The organism is Paenibacillus sp. FSL W8-0919, from assembly GCF_038003785.1.
Classification (GTDB): domain Bacteria; phylum Bacillota; class Bacilli; order Paenibacillales; family Paenibacillaceae; genus Paenibacillus_AQ; species Paenibacillus_AQ lactis.
Window position 1 is genome coordinate 3,655,586 of record NZ_JBBOPV010000001.1, and the last position, 16,026, is coordinate 3,671,611.

Consider the following 16,026-nt stretch of genomic DNA (forward strand, 5'->3'; position numbering starts at 1 on the left):
TCAGTTTTTGGGTTTCATCATCTTAATTCTAATTCTATCAGGCGGGCCGGGAATAAAAAAGCAAGATATGTTGATTTTTAAACGAAGTAAGCAATAAACGTGAAGAAATACAACCGATGATGCCGTATGATTAGAAGTAATCTAAAGAGATGGCAGGTGAACCCATTGAAGGCATTTATGGATGAGCATTTTTTGTTGAACAGCGAGACAGCCCAGAACTTATACCATAATTATGCGAAGAACATGCCGATCATCGACTACCACTGTCACTTAAATCCGCAAATGATTTACGACAACCACAGGTTCGGCAATTTGACCGAGGCATGGATCAACGGAGACCACTACAAATGGCGGGCCATGCGGGCCAATGGCATAGATGAGGCCCATATCACCGGAGGAGAAGGCGTTCAGGACTATGACCGATTCCTTGCCTGGTCGAAAACGGTTCCCAAAACCCTCGGCAATCCGTTATTCCATTGGTCCCATCTGGAGCTGCGGCGGTTGTTCGGGATTCAGGAGATCATCAATGAGCAAAATGCGCCGCGTATATGGGAAGCGGCCAATGCGCGTTTAATGGAGGATGATTTCACGACACGGGGGCTCATCGCTTCAAGTGGGGTGAAAGTGGTGTGCACGACGGATGATCCGGCGGATTCCCTGGAATACCATATCAAGCTAGCGCAAGAAGGGGAAAGCCGGTTTCAGATGCTGCCTTCCTTCCGGCCGGACAAGGCGCTTGAAATCAACCGTCCGACCTTCACGGGCTGGGTGAAGCAGCTGTCGGAGCGGTGCGGGAAGGACATTGGAAGCTACACCGAATTTTTGGAGGCGTTGTCGGATCGGGTACAATTTTTCCATTCGGTTGGGGGACGGGTTTCGGATCATGCGCTCGACTTTGTGCCGTACCGCGAAGCAACGGAGCGTCAAGTCGCAGACATCTTTTTGAAAGCGCTTGAAGGGCGTCCGGTTTCCCGTGAAGAAGAAGAGCAGTTCAAGACCGCAACACTGCTTGAGCTGGGTCGGATGTACGCAAAGCTGGGATGGGCGATGCAATTTCATATTAACGCTCATCGGAACAATAACACCCGGATGTTCCGGCAGCTTGGTCCGGATACCGGTTATGATTCGATACACGACGGCTTGATTGCCGAGCCGCTGGTCCGTTTATTGGACCGCCTGGATCAAGAACAAGCGCTTCCGAGAACGATTCTGTATTCATTGAACCCTAGAGACAACGACATTCTTGCTGCGCTCATCGGAAGCTTCCAGGGAGATGGAATTGCGGGGAAAATCCAGTTCGGATCGGCCTGGTGGTTCAACGATACGAAAGACGGCATGATGGATCAGATGAGCAAGCTCGGAAATATGGGGCTGCTCAGCCGCTTTGTCGGCATGCTGACCGATTCCAGAAGCTTTCTGTCCTATACGCGTCATGAATACTTCCGGCGGGTGCTGTGCGATCTCATCGGAGACTGGGTCACGAAAGGGGAAGCCCCGGCAGATCTGCCATGGCTGGGCGGAATTGTCCAGGATATTTGCTATTACAATGCAGAAGCCTACTTCCGATTCGGACAGTCGAGAGAAGGAGCATGACGATGGATACGATGCGTGAAGATACGCTTCCGCTGCTTAACCGCCATACGCTGCAGCAGCGGGAGGCAGGGAAGCTAAAGCCGGAGACGGATGCCCGCAGTTATCCCGTAAGAGCATTGCAGATTGGAGAAGGCAATTTTTTGAGAGGGTTTATCGATTGGATGCTGTTTGAGTGCAACCGTCAGGGATTGTTCCGGGGCAGCGTGGCCGTCAGCCAGCCGAGGCCGGGTGGTAAATATAAGCTGGACCAGCTACGCGATCAGGACGGAATTTATGGGCTGCTGATCAAAGGAATTCAAAACGGACATGAAATCGAAGAACGGCAGCTGATTTCCATATTTTCAAGATTTATCGATCCTTATTCGGAGTGGGAGACATTCCTGTCGATGGCTGAAAACCCAGAGCTTGATCTCATTGTGTCCAATACGACCGAGGCCGGAATTTGTTATGAGGAGATCCCTTGGACTCCTTCCGAGCCGCCGGCCACTTATCCCGGGAAGCTGACTATGCTTCTGAATCGACGGTTCGAGCATTTCCGGGGAGATCCCGGCAAAGGCCTGATGATCATGCCGTGCGAGCTGCTGGAGCGGAACGGAGACGCCTTGAAGGCGATTGTGCTCCGGCATGCGGACGATTGGGGACTGTCTGACGCATTCAGGAAATGGTTAGACGAATGCAATATGTTTCTGAATTCACTGGTCGATCGAATCGTGACCGGATATCCCGACAATGCGCCGGAATATTTTCGCGAATGGGGCTTTGAGGACCGACTGCTGAATACGGCAGAGCCTTATTACTTCTGGGCGATTGAAGGGGATCCTTCTCTGGACGGGAGGCTGCCGCTGAAAGCAGCTGGACTGCAGGTGGAATGGGTTCCGGATCTGTCTCCCTATCAGATCCGCAAGGTGCGGATTCTGAACGGGACCCATACATTAATGGCGCTGATCGGCCTGCTACACGGTGTAAGCGAGGTCAGGGAGGCAGCTGAGCACCCGATGTGGGGAGCGCGGATTCGAGAAGCCATGCTGAACGAAATCGTCCCGTTGGTCCCGCTGCCTCCAGAATCCGCAAAGCTGTACGCCGATGCGGTTTGGGAGCGGTTCCTTAACCCTTTTATCCGGCATAAGCTGGGCGACATCGCCATGAACAGCGTTTCCAAATTCAGAGTGCGGCTGCTCCCCGGCCTGAAGGGCTATGCGGATCAGTACGGCAAGCTCCCTGACGTAATCACACTGGCGCTGTCGTCGCTAATCAGGCTCTATCAGCCGCATCAGATCGATAATCAGTGGCACGGGACCCGTCTGGATGGCGAACCGGTGCTGCTCCGGGACGATCCGGACGCATTAGCGTTTCTCCATGACGTGTGGCAGAAGGAGCTCCGCGGGGAATGGAGCCGGCTCGAGCGGGTGAATGCCATCTTGGGCTCGGAGCTGCTGTGGGGCGAGAAGCTGAACGATATTCCGGGGCTGGTCCAGAGCGTACACCGAAATCTTCAGGAAATGGAGCGTAAGCAATCATGACCGATTTAATTATCCTTCACCCTAAAGATGATGTAGGGGTTGCGCTCCGTCCTTTAACGGCGGGTGCACATGCCGTAGTCACCATCAATGGGAAAGAGCATGCTATCGAGTTAGCCGAGGATGTGCCGAAGGGACATAAAGTGGCGCTTCGGGTCATCGAGAAGGACCGCTCGGTGTTGAAGTACGGCTATTCCATCGGCAAGGCATCGCAGCTTATTTTACCCGGGGCGTGGGTCCATACGCATAATTTAAAGACGGGACTTGCCGGCGAGGTGGAGTACCAATATACGCCTGGCCGTACAAGCGATCCGCCATTCGTTCCGGCGGGCAATCCGGCCCAAGCGGGGCCAACGTTCCAGGGCTATTTGCGCAGGAATGGCGAAGCCGGCATCCGCAACGAAATTTGGATCATTAATACCGTCGGCTGCATCAATAAAACCTGCGAGCAGCTCGCCCGGATGGCAGACCAGCAGTTTCGCGGTAGAGGAATTGACGGGGTTTACCATTTCCCGCATCCGTACGGTTGTTCCCAGCTCGGGGACGATCTGGCCCATACCCAGCGCCTCCTTGCTTCCTTGGCGCGGCACGGCAATGCCGCAGGCGTGCTGATCGTCGGATTGGGCTGCGAAAACAATCAAATTGACCAGATGCAGGCGTTAATCGGTGAAGACGAGCCGGACAGAGTCCGATACATGCGTGCACAGGACGTAGAAGACGAGCTTGCATCCGGGCTGGCGATGATCGAGGAGCTTGTGAATTATGCCGAGGGCTATCAGCGTTCCGAGCTTCCGTTGTCGCTGCTGAAGATCGGGCTTAAATGCGGCGGTTCCGACGGGCTTTCCGGCATTACCGCCAACCCTCTAGCCGGCCGGATCGCGGATTGGGTAACGGCGGCAGGCGGCACTGCGCTGCTGACGGAGGTGCCCGAAATGTTCGGCGCGGAGACGATCCTGATGGAACGGGCGGAAAATGAGCAGGTATTCCAAGAGATAACGTCGCTCATTAATGATTTCAAGCAGTACTTCATTTCCCATGGCCAGCAAATCTATGAAAATCCTTCCCCTGGTAACAAAGACGGCGGCATAACCACGTTGGAGGAAAAATCACTGGGATGCACGCAGAAGGGGGGAACGGCCATCGTTTCCGCTGTCCTGCCATATGGCGAAAGGTCTAGCCGCCCGGGATTGAACCTGATTCAGGCTCCCGGCAATGATTTGGTGTCCGTTACGGCGCTTGCAGCGGCCGGAGCGCATCTCGTGCTCTTCACGACGGGAAGAGGAACGCCGTTCGGCGGGCCAGTGCCAACGGTAAAGATTTCTACGAATTCGGAGCTCGCCGCCCGTAAGCCCCATTGGATCGATTTCAATGCGGGAACATTGGTGGAAGGAGCCCGTATGGAAGAGCTCGAGGAGGCATTGACCGATCAGATCCTTCAGCTGGCCTCGGGGGTGCGGCGGACACATAACGAAATGGGCGGCTTCCGGGAAATCTCCATCTTCAAGGATGGCGTTATTCTGTAAACCGGTATTCTGATGTTCAGCTCAAGCAGATCATTTAAAGAGCGAGTTCAAAAGTCCGGTTTTTCAACACTGAAGCTTATGCTTCGGCCCGGCTGAATTCAAGATTCGATGCCGGGTTACTTTGATTCGCTTCGTGATCAAAGATGACTTTTTGAACAACCTCTAAAGGGAGGAAGTAGAGATGTCCAATCAAACGCAGCACAAAGCGCCCGCAGACATTACACCACTCCGGCTTGGCATCGAGGCCTGCCGTTCCATCATGGAGACATTTTCCCCTGAGGAGCTCCCGCCTGCCGGGAGATGGCATTACCATCAGGGCGTGTTTCTGACGGGAATGTTCCAGCTCTGGAGGAGATGCGGAGAAGCGCGATATTTGGAATATATAAAAGGTTATGTCGATCATCTCGTCGATACAAACGGGAATGTACTGCTGGACCGCGGCGAGCTGGATTCCGTTCAGGCCGGCCTGCTGCTGCTGGAGCTGGACGCGATCAAGCCAGAGCGCAAATACAAGGCAGCGGCGGATAAGCTGCTTCGCCTGCAGTCTGCCTTGAACCGGACGACCGAGGGAGGATATTGGCATAAGGACCGGTATCCTTACCAGATGTGGCTTGACGGGCTGTACATGGGCGGCGTGTTTACGATGAAATACGGACAGCAATACGGGCAGCCGCATTTGTATGATGAAGTGCTGTATCAGGAGCAGCTGATGCGAAAAAATACGCGGAATGAAGCGAGCGGCTTGTATTACCATGCATGGGATGAGAGCAGGCATATGCCGTGGGCCGATCCGGCCACAGGCCAATCGCCCGAATATTGGGGGCGGTCCGTGGGATGGTATGCGCTATCGCTTGTCGAATTTCTTGATATGCTCCCTGAGGATCATGCGGGAAGGGCAACGCTTATACCGGTGCTGCGCGACTTATGCAAGGCTCTCGTTGGCTGCCAGGACCCGGCGAGCGGACTATGGTATCAGGTGCTGGATAAAGGAGGGGAGCCGGATAATTGGCTGGAAACGTCATGCTCAAGCCTCTTTGTGTATACACTGGCAAAGGGCGTGCGGCTGGGCCATCTGGATTCTTCGTGCCTGGAGCATGCTCGGCGCGGGTACCAGGGACTGGTCGATGCGGTATACTACAATGAACGGGGTCAGCTGATCATGCCCGATATTTGTATCGGGACAGGCGTCGGCGATTACAGGCATTACGTGCAGAGGGACCGCTGCGAAAATGACCTTCACGGGGTAGGCGCTCTTGTCATGGCATGCGTCGAGCTGGATCAAAGCGAATCGCTTCATGGATGAAGCAATGGTCATGATTTGCGTATATGGTGTTAATTTGCGTTAAAAATGGGTGCTCGTAATGATCATTTGATCACGCGGGCACCCTTTTTGTCGTGAAAAAGCATCCTGCTGCACGAAATGTTCCTCCCATCGATACAGCTCCGTGCCCAAGGTTCATCAGGTGCATAGGAACATGGCAGGCTTGTCATAATATACGTTAGCGAGGCTTGTTAAACCATAAGAGAAAGGTAGAGCGCAGCATGAAAAACTCGAGAATCTTGATTATGATAAGCACGGCGATTCTGTTATCAGGCACGGTATTCGCTCAAGGCACCCTTCATGCAGACGACAATCCGGCAGTACAGGATGCGATACCCACTTTCAGCCAGCAAACGATCAAATTCGGCTCCTATGGCGAGGATGTATATGAGCTGCAGGGCCGTCTAAAGCATTTGGGCTTTTATTATGGAAAAATCGACAGCGTATTCGGCTCCAAAACGTTGGGAGCGGTGAAATGGTTCCAATCCGAATTCGGAATGAAGGTAGACGGCATCGTCGGACCGAAGGTCAAGCTGAAGCTGTACAATGCAACGAAGGATTTTAAGCCGACGGAGCCGAAGCTTCATGAAGGGGGAGGCGGCAATGCCGGTGCCGGAGCCGGAGGGAATGCAGGGAATGCAGGCGGCGGGGGAGACAACAACCTGGCCTCTTCGAATACGATGGGTTTATCTGAAAATGACATTAAGATCATGGCCAACGCGGTTTATGGGGAAGCCCGGGGCGAACCATTCGAAGGGCAGGTTGCCGTTGCAGCCGTTATTTTAAACCGGGTCAAGTCGCCAAGCTTCCCGAATACGCCGCACGGGGTTATTTTTCAGCCGCGGGCATTCACGGCCGTCGCGGACGGGCAAATTTGGCTCGAGCCAAACGAAAATGCCAGAAAAGCGGTGATCCAGGCCATCAACGGTTGGGATCCGACCGGCGGCTGTCTCTATTACTTTAACCCGAAAACGGCGACATCGCCTTGGATCTGGACACGGCCTCAGGTCAAGACCATCGGACAGCATATCTTCTGTATGTAAGCCGTTTTACAAGCAACCGGGGACCTGTCTTCGGTTGCTTCTTCACTTTGCAATGGGTTAGAATGAACGATAAATGATGAGTAAATTATGGCAATGACAATCCACGAAGTAAGGGGATAAGGACCTTGACGAAAACCGAATTTGAACACGGCACAGCCGGTGGAATGCGGATCCACGTGCTGCCTACGCGCCGATTCAAGACATTTGCGATATCGCTTTACGCCGGAAGCCCTTTAGCTGAAGATACCGTCACAACGACCGCGCTGACGCCATTCGTGCTGCGCCGGGGAACCGTATCCTATCCCGAGACCAGAGCGTTCCGGGAACGCCTTGAGCAGCTGTATGGAGCCGGCTTTGGCTTCGATATTTATAAACGGGGCGATTATCAGATCGTTCACTTCCGGATGGACACGATTAACGATTCGTTCGTAAACAGCCCGGAGAGCCTGCTTTCTTCTTCGTTTGCATTTTTAGGCGAGGCGTTTACGGAGCCGGTGCTCGAGAACGGCGCATTCCGCAAAGCATACGTGCAGACCGAGCGCGATACCGTAAGGAAGAAGCTCGAATCCATCGTGAATGATAAAATCCGCTACGCCGCCGAGCGCTGCATCGAGGTAATGTGCAAGGATGAGCCTTACCGTTTGCATCCTTTGGGAGAACGCAAGGATCTCGAAGGAATCACGCCGGATGGGCTTTATCAGGCTTACCGGAAATGGCTGGATGAGTCGGTGCTTGATTTGTACGTGGTTGGCGATACCACCCTTGATGAAGTAAAGAAGCTTGTGGAGGAGCACTTCAAGCTGGACCGGACGCAGACCAAGGATTACAAGCCTTCGGTTACGCGCGCGGCGGCTAGAGATACCCAAACGGTCATCGAGCAGCTGGACATTAACCAGGGCAAGCTGAACATGGGGCTCCGCAGCACCATCACGTACGGGGACGACGAGTATGCCGCAGCCCTTCTTTACAACGGCATTCTTGGCGGATATCCGCATTCGAAGCTGTTCGTCAACGTGCGCGAGAAGGCAAGCCTCGCTTATTACGCCTCTTCCCGCTATGACGGGCATAAAGGCATCGCCACGATCCAGTCCGGCATTGAGGTTCAAAATTTTGACAAAGCGGTGGATATCATCCGCAAGCAGCTGGATGATATGGCGCAAGGCGCCATTACGGATATCGAGATGTCCCAGACGAAGGCCATGATCCGGAACGTGATCAAGGAAATGCAGGATTCGGCCTTCGAGATGATCGCCTATGATTTCAACCGCCAGCTGTCCGGCAAGGAGCGCACGCCGGATGAGCTTCTCGATCAGGTGGATCGCATGTCCGCGGATGATGTGAAGCAGGCGGCCTCCGCATTTTCACTGGACACGATTTACTTCCTGAAAGGTCAAAAGGAGGAATAGCCCGTGGAACGCATTCATTATGACAACCTGCAGGAGACGCTGTATTACGAGGTGATGGATAACGGGCTGCGCGTCTATGTGCTGCCAAAGCCCGGATTCCAGAAAACCTATGCGACCTTCGCTACCAAATACGGTTCGGTGGACAATCACTTCAAGGTGGAGGGAGCAGCTGAGGTTCGGGTGCCCGACGGGATCGCGCATTTTCTCGAGCACAAAATGTTCGAGGAGCCAGAGGGCGATATCTTTGCGAAATTTGCTTCCAACGGAGCTTCCGCCAACGCCTTCACCAGTTTTGACCAGACCGTGTACCTATTCTCCGCTACGGATCATATCCATGAAAACCTGGAAACCTTGATCGATTTCGTTCAGAACCCTTATTTTACGGACCAGAACGTCGAGAAGGAGAAGGGGATTATCGGCCAAGAAATCAATATGTACCAGGATAACCCGGATTGGCGCGTATATTTCGGGCTGATCGAGGCAATGTATAAGGTGCATCCCGTTCATATTGATATTGCCGGCACGGTGGAGTCCATCGGAACGATCACGAAGGAAGACCTGTACACCTGTTACAATGCATTCTATCATCCAAGCAATATGCTGCTGTTCGTGGTCGGCGGGGTGGACCCGGAAGAGACGATGAATTTGATCCGTTCCAACCAAGCGCGGAAATCTTATGATCAACAGGGCAAGATTGAGCGTATTTTCGATCCTGAGCCGACGGAGGTCGCCGAGAAGCGGCGCGAGAGCCGGCTTGCGGTATCGCTGCCGAAGTGCCTGTTCGGCTTCAAGGAGAAGGAGACGGGCTTGTCTGGTGAGGAGCAGCTGCGCCGGGATTTGACCACCAAGCTGATGATGGATCTTCTGTTCGGGGCGAGCACCGAGCTGTATCAGAAGCTGTATGAAGACGACCTGATCTCGGACAGCTTCGGGCACGAATACAACAGCTCGCCGGAGTATGCGTTCTCCGCGGTCGGCGGGGATACGAAGGATCCGGACGCCCTGCTTGCCCGCATCCGCGAAGAAGTCGATAAGCTGAAGGCCAGCGGATTCCGGGAGGATGATTTCGAGCGGGCCCGCAAGAAAAAAATGGGCGGTTACCTGCGCATGCTCAATTCCCCTGAGAACATTGCGCATGAATTTACACGTTATCAGTTCCGCGGTGCCGACCTGTTTAAAGTGCTGCCAGTCTATGAATCGATCACGCTTGAAGAAGTAAACCGCCGTCTCCAGGAGCATGTCGATTGGAATCAGCTGGCTGTTTCGATCGTGGTGAGTCCGTAGGTGATGACAGGCATGGGAAAGGAAATGAAGCCGATCGGGGAGATGACGGTGCTTATTACAGGCGCCAGCAGGGGAATCGGAGCGGCGATTGCCGAGCGCTTCGCGTCGGTTCGGATGAATGTGATCATCCACTATATGAATTCGCATGAAGCGGCCAATGAAGTGGCGAGGCGATGCCTTGAGCATGGCGCGCGGGTGCTGACGGTATCGGCCGACCTGCGCGACAAGGAGCAGATTTTGCGGATGAAAGAAAAGCTCCAGAGCCACGGCATGGAGCCTGATATTCTGGTCAACAATGCTGGGGTGTCCCACTATGGGCTGTTGTCCGACGTTACCGAAGCGGAGTGGGATTCCCTCATGTCGATTAATTTAAAAGGCATGTTCCTATGCACCCAGGCTTTCATGGATCGGATGATCTCCCAGCGGTTCGGGAGAATCATCAATGTGTCCTCCGTCTGGGGACTGTCCGGCGCCTCGTGCGAGGTGCTGTACTCCACAAGCAAAGGCGGCGTCAATGCGTTTACGAAGGCGCTGGCGAAGGAGCTAGCCCCTTCGGGCGTCACCGTTAATGCCGTTGCACCCGGCGCGGTGGATACGTCGATGCTGGAGCATTTGGCTTCCGATGAGATTCGGATGCTCGAAGATGAAATTCCGGCGGGCCGGTTGGCGCATCCGGATGAAATATCGTCGCTTGTATATTTTCTGGCGCTGCCCGAATCCGGATACATTACCGGTCAAGTGATCAGTCCGAACGGCGGATGGGTGACGTAGGCGGCAATCGTGGTGTAATTCACCACTCATAAGGGATTGATTACGGGGACATATTACTATTGGTTACTTCAATCTCAATTGCCACAAGCAAAAGGAGGATTTCATCATGTCATCCGTAATCAAGAACTTTGATTCCTGGAAGAAGTTCCTGGGCGAGCGTGTCGTGCAAGCCGAAAAAGCCGGTATGAACGAAGACACCATTTCACAGCTTGCGTACGAAATCGGCGACTTTCTCGACGAGAAGATCGACCCTCAGAATGCTTCCAACCGTGCAATTAAGGAATTGTGGGACGTAGGAAGTGAAGAAGAGCGCCGCGTGATCGCCCGTCTGATGGTGAAATTGGCCAAACACAACGCCTAATACGCTTGCAAAAAGCCCCCTTTACAAGGGGCTTTTTGTCAAGATAAAAGAATGTAATTTTCATGTCACCGTTAATACTTGCCTTTCATTTTTATTTTATATATCATTAACGTGACCCATTAATCATTTGACTCGTTTTTTGTGGAAAATACAAGGGAATTGTCGAATATAGATGGAAAAGAAGTGCAAAGAGGTGTCTTTGTGGAATCGAATCAGTGGTACATGGAGTATAAAATACATAAAAACCGGCCGGGCCTCCTTGGCGACATCGCCTCCGTGCTCGGTATGCTGGAAGTGAACATCCTGACGATCAACGGCGTGGAAGGCCGTACTCGCGGTATGCTCCTAGAGACCGATGATGAAGAAAAAATCATCCTCATGGGTAAAATGTTAAATAAGGTTGCGAATATTACGGTAACAGCCTTAAGACCTCCCAAGCTGGTGGATATTTTGGCTGTCCGGCATGGACGATACATTGACCGGGACTCGGACGATCGTAAAACATTTCGTTTTACGCGCGATGAGCTCGGTTTACTTGTTGACTTTTTGGGTGAAATGTTCAAAAGGGAAGGAAATCAGGTGGTGGGACTTCGGGGCATGCCGCGCGTCGGCAAAACGGAGTCTATTATTGCGGGCAGCGTCTGCGCCATGAAGCGCTGGACCTTCGTTTCGTCCACCCTGCTGCGGCAGACGATCCGCAGTCAGCTCTCCGAGGATGAAATGAACCCGAACAACGTGTTTATCATCGACGGAATCGTCAGCACGATCCGTTCGAATGAGCGTCATTACCAGCTGCTCCAGGACATTATGAGCATGGAGAGCACGAAGGTGATCGAGCATCCGGATATTTTCGTGCGCGAATCCGAATATTCCTATGATGATTTTGACATTATTATTGAATTGCGAAACAATCCGGACGAGGAAATCGTTTATGATACGTTCACAGGTTCTTATAGTGACGATTTATAATATGTTCTTCGGACTACATAGTATTCTAAGTAGGAGGTGATGGCATGTCCGAACTGGGACAGCAATTGAGGGAGGCGCGTCTGCAAAAAGGAATGAGCCTTGATGACGTGCAGGAAATGACAAAAATACGCAAACGATACTTGGAAGCCATCGAGGCAGGGGATTACAAAGTACTTCCCGGCAGTTTTTACGTGCGGGCATTCATCAAAACCTATGCGGAAGCCGTGGGCATCAACCCGGAGGAGCTGCTGGAAGGTCATAAACAGGATGTTCCGAAAACGGAAGCGGAGCCGACGATGGAGCCGGTGATCCAAAAACGCGCCAGCCGGCCTGCAGGCGAACGGAATATGAAATGGCTGCCGACCCTGTTGATGTGGACGTTTCCCATCCTGATCGTCGTGGTGATCTACCTGGTTGCGACCCATTCCAATAAATCGGATGCGCCTCCGGTCAGCCAGAATGACCAGACGCAGACGGATCAGGGCCAGCAACAGACGACCCAAACGCCGGGTGATGGCGATGGCGCCAAGGGCAGCGGGACGGCGACAGGCGAAACCGGCGGTGACACGAACGGCGAAGGGACGGATGGCACGGACGGTACGGATGCCGCTGACGGCACGGATACCGCTGACGGCACCGAAGGCACCGATAATACGGACAGCACCGATGGTACTGATGGAACGGGTACGGATAGTCCGGATGACGCGGTTCCAGGTCAAACGACGGTGACGCAGGATCGGACCGAAGGCAAAAACACCATCTTTAAGGTAACGGGATCTAATGTAAAGGTAGAGCTTGTGGCAGGCAGCAATGCCCAGAGCTGGGTTGAAGTATACCGTGGGAAAAATTCGTCCGGGGAGAAGCTGTTTTTCGGGATGCTGGAGAACGGCGCAGCGATCAGCTACGATCTCGACAGTCAGGGCATGTACGTAAAATCCGGCAACTCGACCGCAACAACGATTAAGGTAGGCGGGCAGACGGTGACCGACGGCAAGACGACGTCCCGCATCATTCTCGAGCCGGCCGAAGCCGCTACTGAATAATTGCCTTGCTTCGAGGAAATGATACTAACGGCATGTTTGGATAAAACATGCTGTTATTCACTTCCTGTTTATGAGGTGATGCGGTATGACGGTCAACTGGATCGTGTTCGGATTGGGTGTTATTGTCAGCCTCTTGGGATATTATTTAATTCCAGGCGACTGGGGATACGGCATATTAGGCTTTGGGCTGGCATTTGTCCTGCTCGGAATTCTGAGCATGTTCCGCCGTCCGATGCGTGAGCCGAAATCAAGACATTGACGATGGATGGGCTTCGTGTTCGCCGGGCCGGCGGACAACGGGGTCTTTTTCGTTCCCGAAAATGAAGGGCGCGCCGCCTGTATATGTCATTTACGGATTAGACTTGCGCCTTCGTTTTACCTATAATAGAAGCAGCATAATGCAAGGAGGAAGGATTCACCATGGCTTCGGAAAATTCATTTGATATCGTATCCAAGATGGATATGCAGGAACTGAACAACGCGGTTAATCAGGCTGAACGGGAAATCGAGAACCGTTTTGATTTCAAGGGAAGCAAGAGCAGCCTGAAGCTGGAGAAGGACGCCCTGATCATTACGTCCGACGATGAGTACAAGCTGAATGCGGTCATCGATATTCTGCAAACGAAGATGATCAAGCGCGGCTTGTCGATCAAGAACGTCGAGTACGGCAAAATCGAACCGGCTTCCATGGGAACGGTGAGACAGCGGCTGGCGCTGAAGCAGGGGATCGATCAGGAGAACGCCAAGAAGATCAATATCCTTATCCGGGATTCCAAGCTGAAGGTCAAGAGCCAGATTCAAGGAGACCAAATCCGGGTAACCGGAAAGAGCAAGGACGATCTTCAAGCGATCATGCAGCTGCTGCGCAAAGCGGATCTGCCGCTCGATTTGCAATTCACCAACTTCAAATAATCTATGGACGTTTCATCTGCATTCCTGCCGGCTTGCAGTTTGTCCTTTTGACAGGCTGCAATCGGAAAGATTATACTAAAAAACGATATATAAGAATTAACGTATACATAGATTACTGGGGGATGAATATGACGGAAAGCGTTCAGCGCTTCAGACCTTTTTGGCCCTTGGGAGGGGCGGCCTTGCCGCGAGTGATCCGCTCAGCCGTTTGTGGGGCTGCTGAAATTTCAAGACAACCCGATGCAAGGGAGGTTGCCCTATGAATTTACCCAACCGAATCACGCTTGCCCGTATATGCTTGATCCCTATCATGATGGTATTTTTGCTGGTGGATTTTGATTTTTACCCGGATCCGATTGTGTGGCACGGTTTCGAGCTCCCGTACAATCAGCTGATCGCGGCGCTGATCTTCATCCTTGCTGCAAGCACGGACGGGATTGACGGGTATTTGGCCAGGAAGAACAACATGGTAACGAACCTCGGAAAGCTGCTGGATCCGCTGGCAGACAAGCTGCTCGTGGCGGCTATTCTCATTTCCCTTGTGGAGATGGGCAAATGCGATTCTTGGATTGCGGTTGTCATTATCAGCAGGGAGTTTGCGGTTACCGGATTGCGCCAGATTGCGCTTCTTGACGGCGCGGTCGTCGCGGCCGGGCAGTCCGGCAAGATCAAAACCGTCATTCAGATTGTGGCGATTGTCGCGCTGCTGATTAACAACTTTCCGTTTGTGTTCCTCGGCATCCCATTCGATATCATTGCGATCTGGGCTGCTGCGGCCATTACGATTTATTCGGGAATCGAATACTTTGTCAAGAACAGGCATCTGCTTGACGGTGCAGGAGCATAACAGCAATAGGAGCAATCCTATTGCTTTTTTCTTCCGCACTCCATTGTTATCACCGTTTGAGCCATATCGAGACCAAACATAAAAGAGTACAGGAGGGGCTATTATCGTATGAAAGCAGAGATCATTGCAGTCGGAACGGAATTGCTGCTGGGGCAGATTGTAAACACCAATGCCCAGTACTTATCCAGAGAGCTTGCAGCCATGGGCATCGACGTATATTACCAAACCGTAGTCGGGGACAACATGGAGCGATTGAAGGAAGCGCTCCGCCTGTCGAGCAGCAGAGCGGACATCGTCATCCTATCGGGCGGGCTCGGTCCTACCCAGGACGACCTGACGAAGGATGCGCTGGCTTCGCTGCTGAACCGGTCGCTGCATATCGACAGGATGGCCATGGACCGCATTGAGCGTTTCTTCCAGGACCGGGGCGTCGTTATGACCGAGAACAACCGCCGCCAGGCGATTGCCATCGAAGGGGGAACGCCGCTGCCGAACGAAACCGGGCTGGCCGTTGGCAATGCGATCACGCAGGACGGGACGCATTACATCGTATTGCCGGGACCGCCGAAGGAATTGATCCCGATGTTCGAGCAGCAAGCCAAGCCTTGGCTGCTCCAGCATGTGCTGACGGATGAGCTTCCGATCTACTCCAAGATGCTGAAGTTTGCCGGAATCGGGGAATCTGCCTTGGATGAGAGGCTTTCGGACCTGATCACCGAGCAGACCGACCCGACGATCGCGCTGTATGCGAAGGACGGTGAGGTGACCGTCCGCATATCCACCAAGGCTGCAAGCGAGTCCGAAGCGATGGTCCGCCTTGATGAGCTGCAAGAGCGGATTCGCGAGCGCGGCCCCGAATTCATGTACGCCAGCGAGGATGTGCCGATCGAGAAGGTGATTGTCGACACGATGGCAGACCGGGGATTGACGCTGAGCGCGGCGGAGAGCTGCACGGGCGGTCTGGTGGCGGAAAGCTTGACCTCCGTACCTGGCAGCGCGACGATGTTCCTTGGAGGGATCGTTTCCTACACGAATGAAATGAAGCGAAAGCTTGTGCATATCCCGCAAGCGTTGCTGGAAGGCGATGATGCGCCCGGCGCAGTGAGCAGGGAGGTCGCTCAGGCCCTCGCGGAGAATGTCCGGCTGATCACCGACAGCGATTTCGGACTGTCCGTTACCGGCGTAGCCGGCCCCGGTTATGCCGAACGCAAGCCGGTGGGGCTTGTATACATCGGATTGTCCCAGCGCGGAAGAGAGACCGAGGTGCACGAGCTTAATCTTCAAGGCAACCGGGAGACGATCCGTTTGCGCGCGACGAAGGCGCTGCTGTACCGCTTATGGCGGCGGCTTGTCTCGGAGGGATCGGAGCAGGCGTAGCAGGAGCCCCAACTTCGTGAATGAATGCGGAGCTGCATGACATAATAATAGTAAATCTT

Annotated in this window: 15 protein-coding genes; all 15 read left to right on the forward strand. The window is 53.4% G+C overall.

Going from position 1 to position 16,026, the window contains the following annotated elements; all coding sequences use genetic code 11:
• The first annotated feature begins 165 nt into the window (after positions 1-165).
• The 15 genes from uxaC (at position 166) to NST44_RS16745 (ending at position 15,967) form a co-directional block, all read left to right on the forward strand.
• Entirely contained in the window at positions 166-1,593 is a 1,428-nt protein-coding gene (gene uxaC, locus NST44_RS16675; RefSeq protein WP_210095135.1) for a glucuronate isomerase, read from the forward strand.
• 2 nt (positions 1,594-1,595) lie between these two features.
• Positions 1,596-3,113 carry a tagaturonate reductase gene (locus NST44_RS16680; RefSeq protein ID WP_213616432.1) on the forward strand — a complete coding sequence of 506 codons (1,518 nt, stop codon included), beginning with the start codon at positions 1,596-1,598 and terminating at the stop codon, positions 3,111-3,113.
• On the forward strand, positions 3,110-4,633 hold the full coding sequence (locus NST44_RS16685) for a UxaA family hydrolase (RefSeq protein WP_210095124.1): 1,524 nt from the start codon (positions 3,110-3,112) through the stop codon (positions 4,631-4,633). Before NST44_RS16680 ends, NST44_RS16685 begins: the two co-directional genes overlap by 4 nt.
• Before the next feature lie 181 nt (positions 4,634-4,814).
• Complete coding sequence (locus NST44_RS16690) at positions 4,815-5,936, forward strand: glycoside hydrolase family 88/105 protein (protein ID WP_210095123.1); 1,122 nt, start codon at positions 4,815-4,817, stop codon at positions 5,934-5,936.
• A 239-nt stretch (positions 5,937-6,175) separates the two neighbouring features.
• The gene (sleB, locus tag NST44_RS16695) at positions 6,176-6,997 is read left to right on the forward strand and encodes a spore cortex-lytic enzyme (protein ID WP_007128688.1); all 822 of its coding nucleotides are present in this window, start codon (positions 6,176-6,178) and stop codon (positions 6,995-6,997) included.
• Between the two features lie 125 nt (positions 6,998-7,122).
• A complete protein-coding gene (gene yfmF, locus NST44_RS16700; protein ID WP_007128687.1) occupies positions 7,123-8,403 on the forward strand; it encodes an EF-P 5-aminopentanol modification-associated protein YfmF in 1,281 nt (426 codons plus the stop codon).
• Positions 8,404-8,406: 3 nt separating this feature from the next.
• Positions 8,407-9,687 carry an EF-P 5-aminopentanol modification-associated protein YfmH gene (gene yfmH, locus NST44_RS16705; protein ID WP_007128686.1) on the forward strand — a complete coding sequence of 427 codons (1,281 nt, stop codon included), beginning with the start codon at positions 8,407-8,409 and terminating at the stop codon, positions 9,685-9,687.
• Positions 9,688-9,690: 3 nt separating this feature from the next.
• Positions 9,691-10,458: an elongation factor P 5-aminopentanone reductase gene (gene ymfI, locus NST44_RS16710; protein WP_007128685.1), complete on the forward strand. Its 768-nt coding sequence runs from the start codon at positions 9,691-9,693 to the stop codon at positions 10,456-10,458.
• Between the two features lie 106 nt (positions 10,459-10,564).
• Positions 10,565-10,819, forward strand: coding sequence for a DUF3243 domain-containing protein (locus NST44_RS16715; protein WP_007128684.1), 255 nt, complete (start codon positions 10,565-10,567; stop codon positions 10,817-10,819).
• A 201-nt stretch (positions 10,820-11,020) separates the two neighbouring features.
• Positions 11,021-11,788 (forward strand): DUF3388 domain-containing protein, encoded by a 768-nt coding sequence (locus tag NST44_RS16720; protein ID WP_007128683.1) that lies wholly within the window; start codon positions 11,021-11,023, stop codon positions 11,786-11,788.
• 44 nt (positions 11,789-11,832) lie between these two features.
• The gene (locus NST44_RS16725; RefSeq protein ID WP_007128682.1) at positions 11,833-12,831 is read left to right on the forward strand and encodes a RodZ domain-containing protein; all 999 of its coding nucleotides are present in this window, start codon (positions 11,833-11,835) and stop codon (positions 12,829-12,831) included.
• 85 nt (positions 12,832-12,916) lie between these two features.
• A complete protein-coding gene (locus NST44_RS16730) occupies positions 12,917-13,090 on the forward strand; it encodes a hypothetical protein (protein ID WP_007128681.1) in 174 nt (57 codons plus the stop codon).
• A 161-nt stretch (positions 13,091-13,251) separates the two neighbouring features.
• Complete coding sequence (locus NST44_RS16735; protein WP_007128680.1) at positions 13,252-13,743, forward strand: YajQ family cyclic di-GMP-binding protein; 492 nt, start codon at positions 13,252-13,254, stop codon at positions 13,741-13,743.
• Between the two features lie 259 nt (positions 13,744-14,002).
• Positions 14,003-14,590, forward strand: a complete 588-nt coding sequence (pgsA, locus tag NST44_RS16740; RefSeq protein WP_007128679.1) for a CDP-diacylglycerol--glycerol-3-phosphate 3-phosphatidyltransferase — start codon at positions 14,003-14,005, stop codon at positions 14,588-14,590.
• Between the two features lie 108 nt (positions 14,591-14,698).
• Positions 14,699-15,967: a competence/damage-inducible protein A gene (locus NST44_RS16745; protein ID WP_007128678.1), complete on the forward strand. Its 1,269-nt coding sequence runs from the start codon at positions 14,699-14,701 to the stop codon at positions 15,965-15,967.
• Positions 15,968-16,026 lie beyond the last annotated feature (59 nt).